We start from the raw sequence: 17,173 nt of genomic DNA, 5'->3' as shown, positions 1-17,173 counted from the left end.
GGGTGGTTTGAATATTTTGCCTAGCACCGAGCTATTTTTGCAGGAGGCAACCCTCCAACTATCTTCACCGCTGCGACGTTTCACCTCTGAGTTCGGGATGGATCAGCGTGGTTCCGTCGCGCCATAGGCACTAGGCAAAGCATTATTTTTAAATTGAGAACCTAGACTCAAGAGTTGCTAGATAAATTCAGCGTAAATAACCTTTCAACTAAATAGCGATTGTCAGTATAGTTAATTGAATCAGACACCTGTTGATTGATGAGGTCAAGCCCTCGGTCTATTAGTACTCCTAGACTTCATCCATTACTGGACTTCCATCGAGAGCCTATTAACGGGTGTTCTACCCGTGACCTTACTGGCTTATGCCATGGGAGCACTCATCTTGAGGTGGGCTTCCCACTTAGATGCTTTCAGCGGTTATCCACTCCGCACATGGCTACCCTGCGTTTACCGTTGGCACGATAACAGGTACACCAGAGGTGCGTTCCTCCCGGTCCTCTCGTACTAAGGAGGACTCCTCTCAATGCTCCTACGCCTGCACCGGATATGGACCGAACTGTCTCACGCATGTTGTTCTCGTATCACTACGAGCATGGACTATATCTTCATCCTGACTCTCGCCACTAACGAATCAGGAGCCGACATTTGATGTCTCTGACAACTTCAGAACATCTCAGCTTACGCTTGATGGCTAACTCAAGCCTAGGCTTCAGTCTCTACGGGATCAAGAGTTGTCGTGATCTCAGAAACTGCTCCACTTGATCAGAGCGAATCGAACGCTTTTTGGAAGCATTCAGTTCACCAAATTGATCCACCTGCTGAGCAAGTTTTAGGAATTGTTCTGGCGTTAATCGCCTTGATTGAACAACTTCCTGTAGAACAGTAATTGCTAAATCACATTGTGGCTTCTTGAGTTTAAGGTAGCTGCGAAGAGTTAGCAGCACTTCTAAGACAGATGGCGCATCAACAATTGCATACTCGCTTAAGCCATCTTTTCGGTCTCTCACAAACCCTGCTTGGAAAATAGACTTTAACCACTCCAAGAAGGAACGATGCGAAGAAGACTGAAAGAAAGTGATGCTAGCGCGAATTTGATAACCAAGGACGTAATCCTTACGTCGCACCAGTTGTAGATTAATGCAACCATCACCATCCAAAAAACCAGCAATGTAACTCAGCGTTAAATCATCTGTCACGAGACTCTTGCTTACCCTCGGTATTGTCTTAATCAGCCGTTCGTCACTGATTAAGATTCTACCGATTTTAGTCGGTTTGCTGCTCCACATTACTGTGAAGTGACGCAATGATTTACGTTCTGAACCCAGCTCACGTACCGCTTTAATGGGCGAACAGCCCAACCCTTGGGACGTACTACCGCCCCAGGTTGCGATGAGCCGACATCGAGGTGCCAAACCTCCCCGTCGATGTGAACTCTTGGGGGAGATCAGCCTGTTATCCCTAGAGTAACTTTTATCCGTTGAGCGACGGCCCTTCCACGCGGAACCGTCGGATCACTAAGGCCGACTTTCGTCTCTGCTCGACTTGTAGGTCTTGCAGTCAAGCTCCCTTATGCCTTTGCACTCTACGGCTGATTTCCGACCAGCCTGAGGGAACCTTTGCGCGCCTCCGTTACCATTTAGGAGGCGACCGCCCCAGTCAAACTGCCCACCTGAAACTGTTCCTTCGCTGGCTAACAGCAGAAGGTTAGAATTCTAGCCTTGCCAGAGTGGTATCTCACCGGCGACTCCATATCCCCCACAAGGGATACTTCAACGTCTCCCACCTATCCTGCGCAAGCAAAGCCCGAACCCAATTCCAGGCTACAGTAAAGCTTCATAGGGTCTTTCTGTCCGGGTGCAGGTAGTCCGCATCTTCACAGACACTTCTATTTCGCCGAGCCTCTCTCCGAGACAGCGCCCAGATCGTTACGCCTTTCGTGCGGGTCGGAACTTACCCGACAAGGAATTTCGCTACCTTAGGACCGTTATAGTTACGGCCGCCGTTCACCGGGGCTTCGGTCGCCAGCTTCGCTTGCGCTGACCAGCTTCCTTAACCTTCCGGCACTGGGCAGGCGTCAGCCCCCATACATCGTCTTACGACTTAGCGGAGACCTGTGTTTTTGGTAAACAGTCGCCTGGGCCTCTTCACTGCGACCACCTCTCGGTGGCACCCCTTCTCCCGAAGTTACGGGGCCATTTTGCCGAGTTCCTTAGAGAGAGTTATCTCGCGCCCCTTGGTATACTCTACCCCCCCACCTGTGTCGGTTTCGGGTACGGGTATCTTGGCTTAACGTGCTTAGAGCTTTTCTTGGAAGCATGACATCAATCACTTCCCCACCGTAGTGGGTCGTACTCCTGCCTCAGCTCAGAGCGTTTTCACCGCTCCTCAACACCTCGGACAGTTGAACCGGTAACCAACATCCGGCTGATCTAGCCTTCTCCGTCCCTCTGCACGAACCAAGATGAGTACTGGAGTATTGACCAGTTGTCCATCGACTACGCCTTTCGGCCTCGCCTTAGGTCCCGACTAACCCTTCGCGGACGAGCCTTCCGAAGGAACCCTTGGGGTTTCGGGGCATTGGATTCTCACCAATGTTTTCGCTACTCAAGCCGACATTCTCACTTCTGCCTCGTCCACACCTGCTTACGCTAGTGCTTCAAACTAATGCAGAACGCTCCCCTACCACTTACGTAGTAAGTCCACAGCTTCGGTACATCACTTAGTCCCGTTCATTTTCGGCGCAGGAACGCTTGACCAGTGAGCTATTACGCACTCTTTTAAGGATGGCTGCTTCTAGGCAAACCTCCTGGTTGTCTGAGCATCCCCACCTCCTTTGCCACTTAGTGATGATTTAGGGACCTTAGCTGGTGGTCTGGGCTGTTTCCCTCTCGACGATGAAGCTTATCCCCCACCGTCTGACTGGCTGTGTGTACACAGGGTATTCAGAGTTTGACTCGATTTGGTACCGCTCTCGCAGCCCGCACCGAATCAGTGCTTTACCCCCCTGCTATAATCACAACCGCTATGCCTCAACATATTTCGGGGAGAACCAGCTAGCTCCGGGTTCGATTGGCATTTCACCCCTAACCACAGCTCATCCGCCGATTTTTCAACATCGGTCGGTGCGAACCTTCACTTGGTGTTACCCAAGCTTCATTCTGGCCATGGTTAGATCACCCGGGTTCGGGTCTATAAATACTGACAAACGCCCTATTCAGACTCGCTTTCGCTATGGCTTCGGCATTCTTGCCTTAACCTGCCAGTACCTATAAGTCGCCGGCTCATTCTTCAACAGGCACGCCGTCACTCGTTAAATCGAGCTTCGACTGCTTGTAAGCCTACGGTTTCATGTTCTATTTCACTCCCCTTCCGGGGTTCTTTTCACCTTTCCCTCGCGGTACTATGCGCTATCGGTCACACAGGAGTATTTAGCCTTACGAGGTGGTCCTCGCAGATTCATCCGGAATTCCACGTGCTCCGGACTACTCGGGATACAGCTAGGATTGTTAAGCTTTTGACTACAGGACTTTCACCTTCTCTGGTGTAGCATTCCACTACTTCGTCTAGCCGCTCAATTCCACGTTGCTGTCCCACGACCCCAACAGGCAAGCCCGTTGGTTTAGGCTGTTCCCCTTTCGCTCGCCGCTACTAAGGGAATCGAGTTTTCTTTCTTTTCCTCTGGCTACTAAGATGTTTCAGTTCGCCAGGTTCGCCCTCTAACGTTATGGATTGGCGTTAGAGTCACTGGGTTGCCCCATTCGGAAATCTCCGGATCAAAGCTTGTTTCCAGCTCCCCGAAGCGTATCGTCGGTATCCACGTCCTTCATCGCCTCTGTGTGCCTAGGTATCCACCGTAGGCTCTTTGTAGCTTGACCACAGTCAACATTGGTGTCTGTGTTTCTAGATAGGACAAGTGATTGTCCTATCCAAGATAACTACCTGACTAATCGCTATTCAGTTTTCAAGGTTCTGTCGCTGAAATTTAATGTGCAGACACGTCAACCTTTGATGGAATGACGTGGAGGTAAGCGGACTCGAACCGCTGACCCCCTGCGTGCAAAGCAGGTGCTCTACCAACTGAGCTATACCCCCAGGCATGTGTATGGGCCATCCTGGACTCGAACCAGGGACCTCACCCTTATCAGGGGTGCGCTCTAACCACCTGAGCTAATAGCCCATGCCTGTCTGCTTAACCTAGCAGAGTTTGAAAGCCAAGGTCAACCTCGTGCTTAGACCGCATTGAATCTGTTCTAAATAAGGTGACGTTGCGACCTGAACAGATTGGGTCTCCTTAAAAGGAGGTGATCCAGCCACACCTTCCGGTACGGCTACCTTGTTACGACTTCACCCCAGTCATCAGCCCTGCCTTAGGCGTCCCCCTCCCTTGCGGGTTAGAGTAACGACTTCGGGCGTGGCCAACTCCCATGGTGTGACGGGCGGTGTGTACAAGGCCCGGGAACGTATTCACCGCAGTATGCTGACCTGCGATTACTAGCGATTCCGCCTTCATGCAGGCGAGTTGCAGCCTGCAATCTGAACTGAGCCGTGGTTTAAGAGATTAGCTCGCCCTCGCGGGTTGGCAACTCTCTGTCCACAGCATTGTAGTACGTGTGTAGCCCAGGACGTAAGGGGCATGATGACTTGACGTCATCCCCACCTTCCTCCGGTTTGTCACCGGCAGTCTCCCTAGAGTGCCCAACTGAATGCTGGCAACTAAGGACGAGGGTTGCGCTCGTTGCGGGACTTAACCCAACATCTCACGACACGAGCTGACGACAGCCATGCACCACCTGTGTTCGCGTTCCCGAAGGCACTCCCACGTTTCCGCAGGATTCGCGACATGTCAAGCCCTGGTAAGGTTCTTCGCGTTGCATCGAATTAAACCACATACTCCACCGCTTGTGCGGGCCCCCGTCAATTCCTTTGAGTTTCACACTTGCGTGCGTACTCCCCAGGCGGGACACTTAACGCGTTGGCTACGGCACTGCTGGAGTGGATACCAGCAACACCTAGTGTCCATCGTTTACGGCTAGGACTACAGGGGTATCTAATCCCTTTCGCTCCCCTAGCTTTCGTCCATGAGTGTCAGTAACGTCCCAGTAGGGCACTTTCGTCACTGGTGTTCTTCCCGATATCTACGCATTTCACCGCTACACCGGGAATTCCCCCTACCCCTGACGCACTCTAGCGATCCAGTTTCCACCGCCGATCCGAGGTTAAGCCTCGGGCTTTGACGGCAGACTTGGAAAGCCACCTGCGGACGCTTTACGCCCAATAATTCCGGATAACGCTTGCCTCCTCCGTCTTACCGCGGCTGCTGGCACGGAGTTAGCCGAGGCTTATTCCTCAGGTACCGTCATTGTGTTCTTCCCTGAGAAAAGAGGTTTACAACCCAAAGGCCTTCATCCCTCACGCGGTCTTGCTCCGTCAGGCTTTCGCCCATTGCGGAAAATTCCCCACTGCTGCCTCCCGTAGGAGTCTGGGCCGTGTCTCAGTCCCAGTGTGGCTGATCATCCTCTCAGACCAGCTATGGATCGTCGCCTTGGTAGGCCATTACCCCACCAACTAGCTAATCCACCGCGAGCTCATCCCCAGGCCAAAAAAGATTTCACCTTGCGGCATATGGGGTATTAGCGGCCGTTTCCAGCCGTTATCCCCCTCCTGAGGGTAGATTCTCACGTGTTACTCACCCGTCCGCCACTAGCACCGAAGTGCTCGTTCGACTTGCATGTGTTAAGCAGACCGCCAGCGTTCATCCTGAGCCAGGATCAAACTCTCCATTTTGAAGAAAGAGAATTTGACTTTTTGCTCTAGTAGGTGTAACCTACATCGAAAATGTACTTACTTGAGTACCTTGACGAGGGTTAACGCTTTGGCTTTCAAACGTTGATTTGTCTAGGTTCAGGACTCGTTTCGGCTGCGCGCCTCATCGAGTGCTTTATCAATCTAACAAGCCTACATAGGCGTGTCAACCCCTTTTTCGAGATTTTTTCGGATTTTTTTCTGGATTTGGCTGAAACGCTCTCTACAAGCGGCTTTTGGGGCTAAAAAATTTTTCAGATTTTCGTTTCAGGGGGGTGAGCATGTCAGCGTTGGCGCTGCTGGAGGCCTATAGTCGTGCCCATCCGCAGGAGGTGTTGCTGGTGGAGGCACAGGTGGGGGAGCAAGAGGAGGTGGTGCTGATCTTTAAGGGGGTGTCGTCGTCGTTGACGGGAGCAACGGTGGTGGATGCGGATGTTCCCCTTTTGCCGCAGGAGGCGGTGATTGTGGCGGTGGATCGGCTGCGTAGTCCCTACACGCCTAGTGCGCCGGTGTATTTGGAGCGCGGAATTCCTTGGGAGGATTTTCAGCAACGGTGCTTGGGCGTAAGCTGATCGACGATACCTGTGCTTAAGGGATAGTGCTATGGATGTGCTGCTGCGGCGGTTGGATATGGAGGGGTGGCGAAGCCACAGTGGGGTGGGGCGGCTTTTGGGCTTGCTCCAAGGATGGCAGGAGAAGAGTTGGCTGGGGCGATGGCTGCCACATTGTGCGGCGCTGCTGGTGGGCTTGGTGCTGGTACTGGCGCCGTTGATGCCGTCGGGAATGATTGGCATGCTGCTGGCAGCAGGGGGTGGGTTTTGGTTGCTGTGGACGCTGGCGGGGGAACGGGAAGGCCGCTGGTCGGGGGTACATTTGCTGGTGCTGCTGTATTGGGGGATTGCGCTGTTGGCAACGGTGTTGTCGCCGGTTCCTCGGGCGGCGATGGTGGGGTTGTCGAAGCTGACGTTGTACTTGCTGTTTTTTGCGCTGGCGGAGCGGGTGATGCGCAATGAGCGGTGGCGATCGCGCTTGCTGACGGTCTATCTGCTGACGGCGTTGCTGGTGAGTGTGGAGGGGATACGGCAGTGGATTTTTGGGGCGGAGCCGTTGGCGACGTGGACGGATCCAGAGTCGGCCTTAGCAAATGTGACACGGGTGTATAGCTTTTTGGGAAATCCCAATCTGTTGGCGGGTTATTTGTTGCCTAGTGTGCCGTTGAGTGCGGCGGCGATCGCGGTGTGGCGAGGCTGGCTGCCAAAGCTGTTGGCGGTGGTGATGCTGGGGATGAATACAGCAAGCCTGATATTGACGTTTAGCCGTGGTGGTTGGTTGGGGTTGGTTGCGGCGACGATCGCTGGGGTGGGGTTGCTGGGGATTTGGTTTTGGCCAAGGTTACCGCTGCAATGGCGGCGTTGGGGGGTGCCGACTGTGGGGGGGCTGGCGATCGCCCTCTGTATTGGTGCGATTGTGAGTGTGGCGCCGCTGCGGGAGCGAGCAGCGAGTATTTTTGTTGCCCGAGGGGACAGTAGCAATAATTTCCGCATTAATGTTTGGACGGCAGTGCAACAGATGATTTGGGCACGGCCTTGGCTCGGCATTGGACCGGGGAATGTGGCCTTTAACCAGATTTACCCGCTGTATCAGGTGAATGTGCGCTTTACGGCCTTGAGTGCCTATTCCATCTTTCTGGAAATCCTTGTGGAAGTGGGGGTGATGGGCTTTAGTGTCTTTCTCTGGTTGTTGGCGGTGCTCGCCGATCGCGCGTGGCGTTGTTTGCAGGCGTTACGAACAACAGCAAACCCTCAAGGGTTCTGGTTGATGGGAGCTGTGGCAAGCATGGTGGGAATGCTGACCCATGGGTTGGTAGATACGATTTGGTTTCGCCCGGAGGTGGCTACCCTTTGGTGGCTGATGGTGGCGATCGTTGCCAGCTTTGCACCGTTGGCAGACCGAACAGAGAATACAGCCGCTAACGGTCTGGATGCTGAGCCGTCAACCTAGGCATAAGCTCGGAATCGCCCGCTTGATCTTGCCAGCCACAGTGGGAGCAATGGCACTGACCTATCTTGAGTTGGGAGTGATGGATAGGTTGCCGACACGCAGGGCAGCGACCGGTGAAGTAAGGGTGGTACATCAGCATCCGAATCTGCTCAACAGGAGGAAGATGACCAATCACTTGCTCAAGACTGGCTATGGGGCATTCTAGGGAAAACATCAGGGAGTCCACAGGAACGTTCGTATCGGTTGGCACAATCTCTTTTTTCAGTGTGCGAGCGATCGCCGGCAAGGGGAATCGTAGAAATACGGAAATCTTCCCCCCCTAGCCTGTGGAAAACTCCAAAAAGCCTGTGGAAAATTCTGGGGAAAACCTGTGGAAAACCCCGGAAAAACTCTGAAAAACTGTGGAAAACTTTTTATTCTTTTTCCACTAAGATAATGGCCTGTGGAAAAACCCCCCACTTTTTCCACAAGTTTTCCACAGGGGGGAAGTGGCTCAAAGTCGCTCTGCAAGCGGGTTTCCGAAAATTTTTCCACATTTCCACAGCCCCTACTACTACTATAAATATTATTTAAATAATTTAGTAGTAGTAGATCCCTAGATCTAAGGGGAATAAGATTCTGACAGAGAAAAATAAAGATGTGATTTGGGGCATGTGGGGTTAGTCTGAAGCTGTCTTAGAGCTTGAGGAAATCTTGGTTGAGAGGGTTGTGACACTGGGAAACATTAGGAAGACAAGAACAAAACGAAGGGTTGAGATGGCTAGAGGATCAGAACTTCCAAGTGCTTGGGGAAAACTTTGGGGAACTTGGGGAAAACTGTGAAAAAGGATTTGAATTTAGGTTCAGGATGCTCTAATAGGGATCTGTTTGCGCCGCGAAAAATTTTTTTGGCCTGAGAAGGGTCTAGAAGCCCCTAGAAGGAGGGCGATCGCCCTAGTAAGTAGCTTTATCGTTGAGGGGATTTTGCTGCCCATAGAAGCGATTTTATGAGGGGTTGTCTAGAGAACCTTGGGATAGCCGTTTGCCGATAGGATAGTCCAAGCAACTATCGTCCTCAAACTTGCCATGACACGCATTGTTACTCTCTTAGGAGCAACCCCAGAACAACAAACAGCACTGGGTCTGGCTATTGCCCAGTGGTTTGCCGGGCGACAGCAGCGAACCTTGTTAGCAGTGCCGAGTCCAGCCACTTCCCTGCAATTTTTCATTGGCAGTCCAGATCAGGCGATTGGTTGGCAACCCAAGTTGCTGTCGGAGGGATTAGCGATCGCTGAGCTGCTGGCTACTGAAAGTCTCAACACCGCATGGCAAGAACTCAGCCGTTTGGTGGAACCCTATTTGCCCCAAGAGTTGGTGGGTAAGGTTTATGCAGGCGAATTGGTGATCTTGCCGGGGATGGATACTTTGCTGACCCTAAATGCGCTGCGCGTGCACTACAGCAGCGGTGAGTACGATGTGATTGTCTACGTGGGTGGGAATAGTCAAGATACACTGCGGCTGATTGGGTTGCCCCAAGGATTGGCATGGTACTATCGCCGCTTTCAACGTTTGCTGGATCAACTGGATCTCAACGCGATCGCCAATGCGATTGGGGGGCCGATCGCCAGCGCAATTATGGCGGCCAATATTGACACCCAAAAAGTGCGGGAGCGTTTCGGTGAGGCGAAGGAGTGGATCGATCGCGGTGTACAGATTGCCGCAGATTCACAACGGTTATCGGTGTTTCTGCTAACCGATGGCACAGTGATCTCAACGGCTCAAACCCAATGGCTATGGGGCAGTGCTCAACAGGTGAATGTCCCCATTTCTGAGGTCTTTTGTATGGGGGAACCCACGCCAGAGGTCAGCCGCACGTTTGCACCGCTACGCATTTCCGCTCTTCCTAAAGACTGGAACAACTGGCAAAATCTTGTTTCCTATCTTCCAGATTTGAACCAGCTAGGAGCGGCACCGGCTCCCCATGAGTTTGATGAGACGCAACAGCAGGTGCGCATTTTCCTGCCAGGATTTCGCAAAGAACAGGTGAAACTCAGCGAGTTTAGTGGGGAACTGACGGTGGAGGCTGGCGATCAGCGACGCCACATTGAACTGCCCCCTAGCTTGAAGGGCAAACCGGTTCGCGGGGGTAAATTTGAAGCCCCCTACTTGATCGTCAGTTTCTAAGACTTTCTAAGGTTCAAGGCGCAGACGCACGGAGTCGCGGTGGGAAATCAGGCCTTCTGTTTCAGCGAGGGTCATGACCGCTCCCCCCTGTTTGCGCAAGGCGGCAGGGGTGTATTGAATAATGCTGGAGTGTTTGAGGAACGTTTCTACACCCAAGGCAGAAGCATAACGGGCGGCACCAGAGGTGGGCAGGGTGTGATTGGGACCCGCGAGATAGTCGCCAACCGCTTCAGGGGTGGAATAGCCGAGGAAAATCGCACCGGCATGGCGCACCTGCTCGACAAGGCTCCAAGGGTCTTCGACTTCCAATTCCAGATGTTCAGGGGCAAAGTGATTGGAGAGTTCTACCGCTTGTTCTAGGCTCTCGACAATGCCAATCAACCCGTAGTGGGCGATCGCCTTCTCGGTGAGAACCCGGCGCGGATGGTCAGCCAATTGTTCGTTCACCGCTGTAACCACCGCCTTTGCAAGGGGCAAACTCGGAGTCAGTAAAATGGCCGCTGCCAAGGGGTCGTGTTCTGCTTGAGCTAGCAAATCAGCGGCAATGTGAACAGGATTGGCCGCCTCATCGGCAATGATTAAGACCTCTGAAGGCCCTGCTAGGGAGTCAATACCAACCCGCCCATAGACTTGCTTTTTGGCAAGCATGACATAGAGGTTTCCCGGCCCTGTAATCACATCCACGCGCGGAATCGTTTCTGTGCCATAGGCAAGGGCAGCAATGGCTTGGGCGCCACCAACGCGATAAATCTCTTGAATTCCCGCTTCTTGGGCGGCAACGAGAACCGCAGGATTAATACCTTTGCCCTGACCGGGAGGGGTGACCATGACAATCCGCTGCACACCGGCCACCTGAGCGGGAATTGCATTCATTAACACCGTACTCGGATAGGCAGCCCGTCCCCCCGGCACATACAGTCCGGCAGCATCAACAGCAGTGTAGCGTTTGCCGAGGACAATGCCATCTTCACCAAATTGCACCCAACTTTTGGGCACGCGCTGGCGGTGGAAGGCTTCAATTTGCTGCTTGGCGAGGCGAATGGCATCGAGGAGTTCTTTGGACACCTGTTGGTAAGCAGCATCCAGTTCATCTCCTTTCACTCGTAATGTTTCGGGGGTGAGGTCAATGTGATCAAACTGGGCAGTGTACTCAATCAGGGCGCGATCGCCTTCCTTGGCCACACGGCGCAAAATTGCCTCAACGGTAGCCTGTTGTTCGCTCATCTCCCCGCTATCGGTGCGATCGCAAATGCGGCGTAGTTCAGCGCGTAGGTCTGTTAACTGGGTGATGATCCGCAACATGGTCGTTCACGTAGGCGAGGCAGAGAGTCGGGGAAAGGTTAAAAAGCCTTAATCAACCCTATCAATAGCTTACAGCGATTTTCCAATTACAGGGGCGGGCTAAGGCTGGCCAACAACGAGTGCTTAGGGCAAGATCGCGATTCACGAGACTGAGCCTTCGCAGTTCGCATCAGATTGCCAAGGCAGCCAGTTCTGATCGAGAGCTTGTTCAAGGCTAAATTCGGGGGCTTCAGGAATCAAATGAGGATTCACCCCACTAGCGCTGAGAAAGAGTTTTCTCCCATTGCGATATTGTTTGATGAAAATCTCCTGTACAAAGGATGTCAAGCTAGGGCTAGCTTCGAGTATTTCCTGAATGTGCAGTCTAAAATTCATCACTTCTCGTTGCCAACCCCGCAGGCAGTATTCCCGTTCCGTGTCCCAGTATTTAATTTTGAGGAGGTGCTCACAGAGTCGCATTAAATAGCTCGCGATCGCCTGTTTTTCGCTTCGACCCAAGCTCTCAATCTCCTCAATTAAATTTTCCACATCTAAGTTGTCGAAGTCCCCTGCCTTGAGTTGGGCAACGGTCTCCTTAAGCCAAAGGTAATAGTCTGCGGTGTAGAGGGATGCAGGCTTAGTTTTAATGGGAGAGGTCATACCAGAATACTTCTCGAAGGCCAGTGGATTCTATGAATTGAGGTCAGATTGCCAAGGCAGCCACTCCTCGTCTAGAGCTTCCTCCATTGTGAAGTCGGGGACTTCCGGAATCACGTCAGGGGATAACCCAATCACCTTCAGCATATTTTTCCTTGCCTTTTGATAGGAATCTAGGAAAGATGCCTTTGCAAATGGCTGAAGACTGGGGCTATCCTGCAAAATTAGTGCAATTTCTAAACGGAAATGACTAATCTCCAACAGCCAACCCCTATAGCAGTATTGTCGCTCAGTTTCCCAGTATTTGAGCTTGAGAAGATGCTCACAAAGACGCAGTAGATAGCTGAATAGGGCGCGTTTTTCGCTTCGACCCAAGCTCTCAATCTCCTCAATTAAATTTTCCACATCTAAGTTGTCGAAGTCCCCTGCCTTGAGTTGGGCAACGGTCTCCTTAAGCCAAAGGTAATAGTCGGTCTCATAGAGGAGTTGGGTCTTAAGACAAGGGGTCATGGGGACGAGATAACAACGGCAACTGGTTCTCTGGTGGAGTATAGCCTAGGTGTTGCCAAGCGCGGGGAGTGGCAACGCGGCCTCGGGGGGTTCGTTGCAGATAGCCCATCTGGAGCAGGTAGGGTTCATAGACCTCTTCAATGGTTTGCACATCCTCACCAGTGGCTGCAGCAAGGGTTTCAATGCCCACAGGCCCGCCTTGATAGGACTCAATCATCAGACTGAGGAGCCGGCGATCGCTCCAATCCAAGCCTGCTGGATCCACATTGAACAGTTCAAGGGCAGCGGTAGCCACCTCTAGGCTAATCGTGCCATCGTGTTTCACAGCGGCATAATCCCGTACCCGCTTCAGGAGCCGCAGGGCAATGCGGGGGGTACCCCGACTGCGGCGGCCAATTTCTAGAGCGGCTTCAGGAGTAATGGGAGTTTGTAAGAGGGCTGCCCCCCGCTGAACGATCTGCTGGAGTTCTTCGGGATGATAAAAGCGCAAGCGCTCCACTAAACCAAAGCGATCGCGCAAGGGTGAGGTCAACGCACCGGCACGGGTGGTTGCTCCCACAAGGGTAAAGCGATTGAGTTTCAGTCGTCGCGTGCGTGCCGTTTGCTGTTTGCCCACGGTGAGATCAAGGTAAAAATCCTCCATGGCGGGATAGAGGAGTTCCTCGGTCATGCGGGAGAGGCGGTGAATCTCATCAATAAAGAGAATATCCCCCGCTTGCAGGTTCACCAAGAGACCCACAATGTCGCGGGGGCGTTCCAAAGCTGGGGCACTGGTCACTTTGCAGTTGACCCCCATTTCTGCCGCTAAGATCAAGGCAATGGTGGTTTTCCCTAAGCCCGGCGGGCCATAGAGCAGCAGGTGATCAAGGGGTTCTTGGCGTGCCTTGGCTGCCTCGATCGCAATGTGCAGCACATCTTTTAGTTCCTGCTGGCCAATGTAGTCCTGCAAAGAGCGGGGACGTAGGGACTCTTCAGCCGGCGAGTGCTGTTCCTCTGGGGTGGGTTGATTGGAAAGCAGTGAAGGGGGGCGCGATCGCTCCGGCGGTGAATTTTGCGATGAAATAATCGCCATTGGTGCCCCCTAGGGCAAAGCTTAAGCCCGTTTTAACCAGCTAAACATGGAACGCAGTTCTTGACCCACCTGTTCAATGGGGTGTTCTGCCTCCCGTCGCCGCATTGCAGTAAAGCCCGGTTTACCCGCCATATTTTCCAGCACAAACTCACGGGCAAATTGACCCGTTTGAATTTCGTGGAGAATTTTGCGCATTTCCGCGCGGGTCTCCTCGGTAATAATCCGTGGGCCACGGGTGAGGTCGCCATATTCTGCGGTGTTGGAGATGCTGTCCCGCATTTTGGCAAGCCCCCCTTCCACAATCAAATCCACAATCAGCTTCACTTCATGGAGACACTCAAAGTAGGCCAGCTCTGGCTGATAACCGGCCTGCACCAACGTTTCAAAGCCAGCCTTAATCAGGGCGCTGAGGCCACCACAGAGCACCACTTGCTCACCAAACAGATCGGTTTCTGTTTCTTCGCGGAAGGTGGTTTCCAGAATGCCGGCACGGGTGCCTCCAATCCCCTTGGCGTAAGCCATGGCTAAATCGCGGGCTTGACCACTGGCATTTTGATAGACCGCAAACAGGCAGGGTACCCCTTCCCCTTGGGCATAGGTGCGGCGCACGAGGTGACCGGGGCCTTTGGGCGCCACCATCACCACATCCACATTGTCGGGGGGCACAATTTGGCCAAAGTGAATGTTAAAGCCGTGGGCAAAGGAAAGGACATTCCCCGCTTGCAGGTGGGGGGCAATCTCCTGCTCATAAACAACCCGCTGAACTTCATCGGGCAGAAGAATCATAATCCAGTCGGCCAGTTTCGCAGCTTCCGCCACGGAGTGCACCGCTAGACCATCGGCACGGGCACGCTCTGCAGAACGACTGCCGGCATAGAGACCCACCACAACATTGAGACCGCTATCCCGCAGGTTGAGGGCATGGGCGTGGCCTTGGGAGCCATAGCCAATGATGGCGATCGTTTTGTCCTTGAGGAGTTCTAATTGGGCATCTGCGTCGTAATACATGCGCGCCATAGTGATGATGTTCCTTTCCAATTGCATTCAGCAGGTCGTTATTATTTCTCTACCACATTGGCAGAGCCGATATAGCACCTCCTAGAGGGCTAGTTGCGGGAGTTAGCGATTACGGGAATAACGATTGTTGCCACCACCCATGGCTTCACGGGGGCGTGCCTTGTTGACCTTGAGTTGCCGTCCCATCCACTCGGCACCGTCGAGATCAGCGATCGCCGCCTCTTCTTCAGCATCCGTGGACATTTCCACAAAACCAAAGCCCCGCTTACGGCCTGTTTCCCGATCCACCGGTAAGTAGACTTGTTTGACGGAACCGTACTCGGCAAAAACGGCCTCTAGGTCTTCTTGGGTGGCCGTGTAGGAAAGGTTGCCGACATAAATAGACATAATCTGATCTGCTCCAAAGCAAAAATTGAACCATGTGTTGACGCTGACTTCGGAGAGACGACTGTCACGTAACCAACCTTCCCTAAAACCGAACTCAAGAATCGCTCTACTTAAAAAACTCAAGCGGCGATTACTCGCCAACCTTGTCTCCCGATTATAGCCGATTGCGATGGCCTGCGCTGCGAAAGTAGGGATGCTACCCTAAAAGAGGTAGATTTTTTGTGAATCTTAACAATGTCCGATTTACCGGCGGTTGTTGTTGGCCTTTCCGGCGGTGTTGATAGTTCCGTGGCCATTGCTAGCCTCAAAGCTCAAGGGTACCCCGTTGTTGGTCTGACGCTGTGGCTGATGAAGGGTAAGGGGCAGTGCTGCTCTGAGGGGCTAGTGGATGCGGCGCGTCTTTGTGAGGAGCTGGGAGTCCCTCACCATATTGTGGATAGCCGCGAAATTTTCGAGAAATATATTGTGAACTATCTGGTCAGTGGCTACGCCAGTGGGGTGACACCGCTGCCCTGTTCCCAATGCAACCGTTTGGTGAAGTTTGGGCCGATGCTCGCCTATAGCCGTGAGCAACTGGGGATTGACTACATTGCTACCGGGCATTATGCCCAAGTGAAATACAATCCCACGAGCGATCGCTATGAACTGTGGCGGGCGGTGGATCGTCATAAGGATCAAAGCTACTTTCTCTATGACTTGCCCCAAGAGATTCTGGCCCATGTGCTGTTTCCTCTTGGTCAGCAAACCAAGGCGCAGACCCGTGCCCTCGCGGCGCAGTATGGCCTGCACACCGCCAGTAAACCGGAAAGCCAAGATCTCTGCCTGATTGAAGCCCATGGCTCCATGCGCCAATTCTTGGATCAGTATCTGCCCAGTCAGCAAGGGGAAATTGTCGATGTCCATGGCCGGGTGCTGGGGTACCATCAGGGGATTCACCACTATACGATTGGCCAGCGCAAAGGCTTGGGAATTGCGGCACCTGAACCGCTTTATGTGGTGGCCTTAGATCGGGAACACAATCGCGTCATTGTCGGCGATCGTGCCACCGCCGGCCGTCGTGAGTGTACAGTGGCCCGGGTGAACTGGGTCTCGATTCCCCCTCCCACAGAACCGATCACAGCCACGGTACAAATTCGCTATCGTACTCCTCCGGTGCCGGTAACCATCATTCCCGCTGCCAACGCTGAGCAGGTACAATTGGAGTTTGCTGAACCGCAATTTGGGGTAACGCCGGGGCAAGCGGCGGTTTGGTATGCGGGCGATCGCCTGCTGGGGGGCGGCATTATCCAGCCCTTTGTGACACCGACACCACAACCCCTACAAGCAATGGCCACCCACGTTTAAGGAAAAGACTGACCATGCAAAAGCGCCTTCATTACTCAGCCTTGGAAATTAACCGCCGAGCGGAAGAATTAATCAAGCACTCCGCCAATCGCTATCGGATTACGGTGCAAATTGCCAACCGGGCGAAACAGCGGCGGGGGCTAGAGGCCAGTGAAGATCTCGATGATCTGCCCCTGAAGCCGGTGACCCGTGCCATTATCGAAATGTCCGATGAAATTGCTCAACCGGAGTTACTGGCAGATTAGGCGCCATGGGAAGACGACGGGGCTGGACGTTTTTGGGCTGGGTGACGGGGGGGTGCTTGCTGGCACTTTTGTGGTTGCCCCTGAGCAGTACTTGGAGTGTGGGGCGATCGCAACCTGACCCCAACCTACCCGATGCCACTGCCCAAATTCTCATTAACCCGCGGCTGGTGGCAGAAACCCTCTATCCCAAATTGCCCGCTTTACCGAAGGAAAACCACTATATCCGCCAAGAAAATCGTCAGCCCGCGCCGGAGAGTACCCTCCTTGAGCGATTCATTGTCTATCACACCACTGTCAAAGGGCGATCGCCCCTCTACCGTTTTGACTGGAAAATTTCCCTTGCTGACTATTTGGGGCTGAATGACTTCCTGCGGGGAGAAACCTATCCGGGACGTTCTTACCTGACAGTCAACCCCATGGAAGGGGATATTGCTGCTATTCGCCAACTCAATCGCCAACAACGGGATGCCTTGGTGAGCACACTGGCCACCTTCTACGCCCAGCAAGCGGGGTTACCCACGACTACGCCCCAGCGTCCCCAACCCCAAACAACACTGCCAGAACCGACATCGAGACCTCCCACCGTTTTGCCCCCCGTTCCCCAACCTGGCAGTGCTGGACTTTTGGCGCCCCCCGAACCCCCCCGCCCGATGCCCACTGGGGAATCCCGTTTTTTACTGCCCTAGATGTTTGC

At 53.3% G+C, this 17,173-nt stretch carries 12 protein-coding genes, 2 tRNA genes and 3 rRNA genes; 6 read left to right on the top strand and 11 right to left on the bottom strand.

Features of this window, described 5'->3' with window-relative positions; all coding sequences use genetic code 11:
- Positions 1-18 precede the first annotated feature (18 nt).
- The 5 genes from rrf to QYC28_RS04420 all read right to left on the bottom strand — a co-directional run bounded on the left by rrf (position 19) and on the right by QYC28_RS04420 (position 5,784).
- Positions 19-135 (bottom strand): 5S ribosomal RNA (rrf, locus tag QYC28_RS04440).
- 125 nt (positions 136-260) lie between these two features.
- Positions 261-3,875, bottom strand: a 23S ribosomal RNA gene (locus QYC28_RS04435).
- A 144-nt stretch (positions 3,876-4,019) separates the two neighbouring features.
- Positions 4,020-4,092, bottom strand: a tRNA-Ala gene (locus QYC28_RS04430).
- 11 nt (positions 4,093-4,103) lie between these two features.
- A tRNA-Ile gene (locus QYC28_RS04425) sits at positions 4,104-4,177 on the bottom strand.
- Between the two features lie 117 nt (positions 4,178-4,294).
- Positions 4,295-5,784: ribosomal RNA gene (locus QYC28_RS04420) — 16S ribosomal RNA — on the bottom strand.
- Together the 16S, 23S and 5S rRNA genes with 2 tRNA genes alongside form the textbook arrangement of a ribosomal RNA operon.
- A 299-nt stretch (positions 5,785-6,083) precedes the next feature.
- On the opposite strand from QYC28_RS04420, the gene QYC28_RS04415 reads away from it, so the two are divergent.
- The 3 genes from QYC28_RS04415 to QYC28_RS04405 all read left to right on the top strand — a co-directional run bounded on the left by QYC28_RS04415 (position 6,084) and on the right by QYC28_RS04405 (position 9,966).
- Positions 6,084-6,374 carry a hypothetical protein gene (locus QYC28_RS04415; RefSeq protein ID WP_190278222.1) on the top strand — a complete coding sequence of 97 codons (291 nt, stop codon included), beginning with the start codon at positions 6,084-6,086 and terminating at the stop codon, positions 6,372-6,374.
- Positions 6,375-6,405: 31 nt separating this feature from the next.
- Positions 6,406-7,803: an IctB family putative bicarbonate transporter gene (locus QYC28_RS04410; protein WP_149818554.1), complete on the top strand. Its 1,398-nt coding sequence runs from the start codon at positions 6,406-6,408 to the stop codon at positions 7,801-7,803.
- A 1,065-nt stretch (positions 7,804-8,868) separates the two neighbouring features.
- On the top strand, positions 8,869-9,966 hold the full coding sequence (locus tag QYC28_RS04405) for an ArsA-related P-loop ATPase (protein ID WP_149818552.1): 1,098 nt from the start codon (positions 8,869-8,871) through the stop codon (positions 9,964-9,966).
- A 6-nt stretch (positions 9,967-9,972) separates the two neighbouring features.
- Here the strand turns inward: QYC28_RS04405 and hisD are convergent, their stop codons facing one another.
- The 6 genes from hisD to QYC28_RS04375 all read right to left on the bottom strand — a co-directional run bounded on the left by hisD (position 9,973) and on the right by QYC28_RS04375 (position 14,890).
- Complete coding sequence (hisD, locus tag QYC28_RS04400) at positions 9,973-11,268, bottom strand: histidinol dehydrogenase (protein WP_149818550.1); 1,296 nt, start codon at positions 11,266-11,268, stop codon at positions 9,973-9,975.
- 141 nt (positions 11,269-11,409) lie between these two features.
- Positions 11,410-11,907 carry a DUF29 domain-containing protein gene (locus QYC28_RS04395; RefSeq protein WP_302679905.1) on the bottom strand — a complete coding sequence of 166 codons (498 nt, stop codon included), beginning with the start codon at positions 11,905-11,907 and terminating at the stop codon, positions 11,410-11,412.
- Positions 11,908-11,937: 30 nt separating this feature from the next.
- Positions 11,938-12,414 (bottom strand): DUF29 domain-containing protein, encoded by a 477-nt coding sequence (locus QYC28_RS04390; protein ID WP_149818546.1) that lies wholly within the window; start codon positions 12,412-12,414, stop codon positions 11,938-11,940.
- The gene (gene ruvB / locus QYC28_RS04385; RefSeq protein ID WP_149818544.1) at positions 12,398-13,486 is read right to left on the bottom strand and encodes a Holliday junction branch migration DNA helicase RuvB; all 1,089 of its coding nucleotides are present in this window, start codon (positions 13,484-13,486) and stop codon (positions 12,398-12,400) included. The genes QYC28_RS04390 and ruvB overlap by 17 nt, the downstream gene beginning before the upstream one ends.
- Before the next feature lie 21 nt (positions 13,487-13,507).
- On the bottom strand, positions 13,508-14,503 hold the full coding sequence (gene ilvC / locus QYC28_RS04380; protein WP_149818542.1) for a ketol-acid reductoisomerase: 996 nt from the start codon (positions 14,501-14,503) through the stop codon (positions 13,508-13,510).
- 102 nt (positions 14,504-14,605) lie between these two features.
- Positions 14,606-14,890: an RNA-binding protein gene (locus QYC28_RS04375; protein ID WP_149818540.1), complete on the bottom strand. Its 285-nt coding sequence runs from the start codon at positions 14,888-14,890 to the stop codon at positions 14,606-14,608.
- A 234-nt stretch (positions 14,891-15,124) separates the two neighbouring features.
- On the opposite strand from QYC28_RS04375, the gene mnmA reads away from it, so the two are divergent.
- Genes mnmA through QYC28_RS04360 form a run of 3 tightly spaced genes read left to right on the top strand, consistent with a single transcriptional unit; the run spans position 15,125 to position 17,165 of the window.
- Positions 15,125-16,234, top strand: coding sequence for a tRNA 2-thiouridine(34) synthase MnmA (gene mnmA, locus QYC28_RS04370; protein WP_149818537.1), 1,110 nt, complete (start codon positions 15,125-15,127; stop codon positions 16,232-16,234).
- A gap of 14 nt (positions 16,235-16,248) precedes the next feature.
- The gene (locus QYC28_RS04365; protein ID WP_149818535.1) at positions 16,249-16,479 is read left to right on the top strand and encodes a DNA-directed RNA polymerase subunit omega; all 231 of its coding nucleotides are present in this window, start codon (positions 16,249-16,251) and stop codon (positions 16,477-16,479) included.
- A gap of 5 nt (positions 16,480-16,484) precedes the next feature.
- Positions 16,485-17,165, top strand: a complete 681-nt coding sequence (locus tag QYC28_RS04360; RefSeq protein WP_149818533.1) for a hypothetical protein — start codon at positions 16,485-16,487, stop codon at positions 17,163-17,165.
- Positions 17,166-17,173 lie beyond the last annotated feature (8 nt).

This window comes from Thermosynechococcus sp. HY596, assembly GCF_030518715.1.
GTDB lineage: Bacteria > Cyanobacteriota > Cyanobacteriia > Thermosynechococcales > Thermosynechococcaceae > Thermosynechococcus.
This window is presented reverse-complemented; position numbering and strand designations above follow the sequence as displayed.

What these genes read in the sequence shown, in the direction of transcription:
- mnmA (WP_149818537.1), top strand. Translation starts at nt 15,125, where the DNA reads ATGTCCGATTTACCGGCGGTTGTTGTTGGCCTTTCCGGCGGTGTTGAT.
- QYC28_RS04395 (WP_302679905.1), bottom strand. Translation starts at nt 11,907, where the DNA reads ATGACCTCTCCCATTAAAACTAAGCCTGCATCCCTCTACACCGCAGAC.
- hisD (WP_149818550.1), bottom strand. Translation starts at nt 11,268, where the DNA reads ATGTTGCGGATCATCACCCAGTTAACAGACCTACGCGCTGAACTACGC.
- ilvC (WP_149818542.1), bottom strand. Translation starts at nt 14,503, where the DNA reads ATGGCGCGCATGTATTACGACGCAGATGCCCAATTAGAACTCCTCAAG.
- QYC28_RS04365 (WP_149818535.1), top strand. Translation starts at nt 16,249, where the DNA reads ATGCAAAAGCGCCTTCATTACTCAGCCTTGGAAATTAACCGCCGAGCG.
- ruvB (WP_149818544.1), bottom strand. Translation starts at nt 13,486, where the DNA reads ATGGCGATTATTTCATCGCAAAATTCACCGCCGGAGCGATCGCGCCCC.
- QYC28_RS04405 (WP_149818552.1), top strand. Translation starts at nt 8,869, where the DNA reads ATGACACGCATTGTTACTCTCTTAGGAGCAACCCCAGAACAACAAACA.
- QYC28_RS04360 (WP_149818533.1), top strand. Translation starts at nt 16,485, where the DNA reads ATGGGAAGACGACGGGGCTGGACGTTTTTGGGCTGGGTGACGGGGGGG.
- QYC28_RS04390 (WP_149818546.1), bottom strand. Translation starts at nt 12,414, where the DNA reads ATGACCCCTTGTCTTAAGACCCAACTCCTCTATGAGACCGACTATTAC.
- QYC28_RS04375 (WP_149818540.1), bottom strand. Translation starts at nt 14,890, where the DNA reads ATGTCTATTTATGTCGGCAACCTTTCCTACACGGCCACCCAAGAAGAC.
- QYC28_RS04410 (WP_149818554.1), top strand. Translation starts at nt 6,406, where the DNA reads ATGGATGTGCTGCTGCGGCGGTTGGATATGGAGGGGTGGCGAAGCCAC.
- QYC28_RS04415 (WP_190278222.1), top strand. Translation starts at nt 6,084, where the DNA reads ATGTCAGCGTTGGCGCTGCTGGAGGCCTATAGTCGTGCCCATCCGCAG.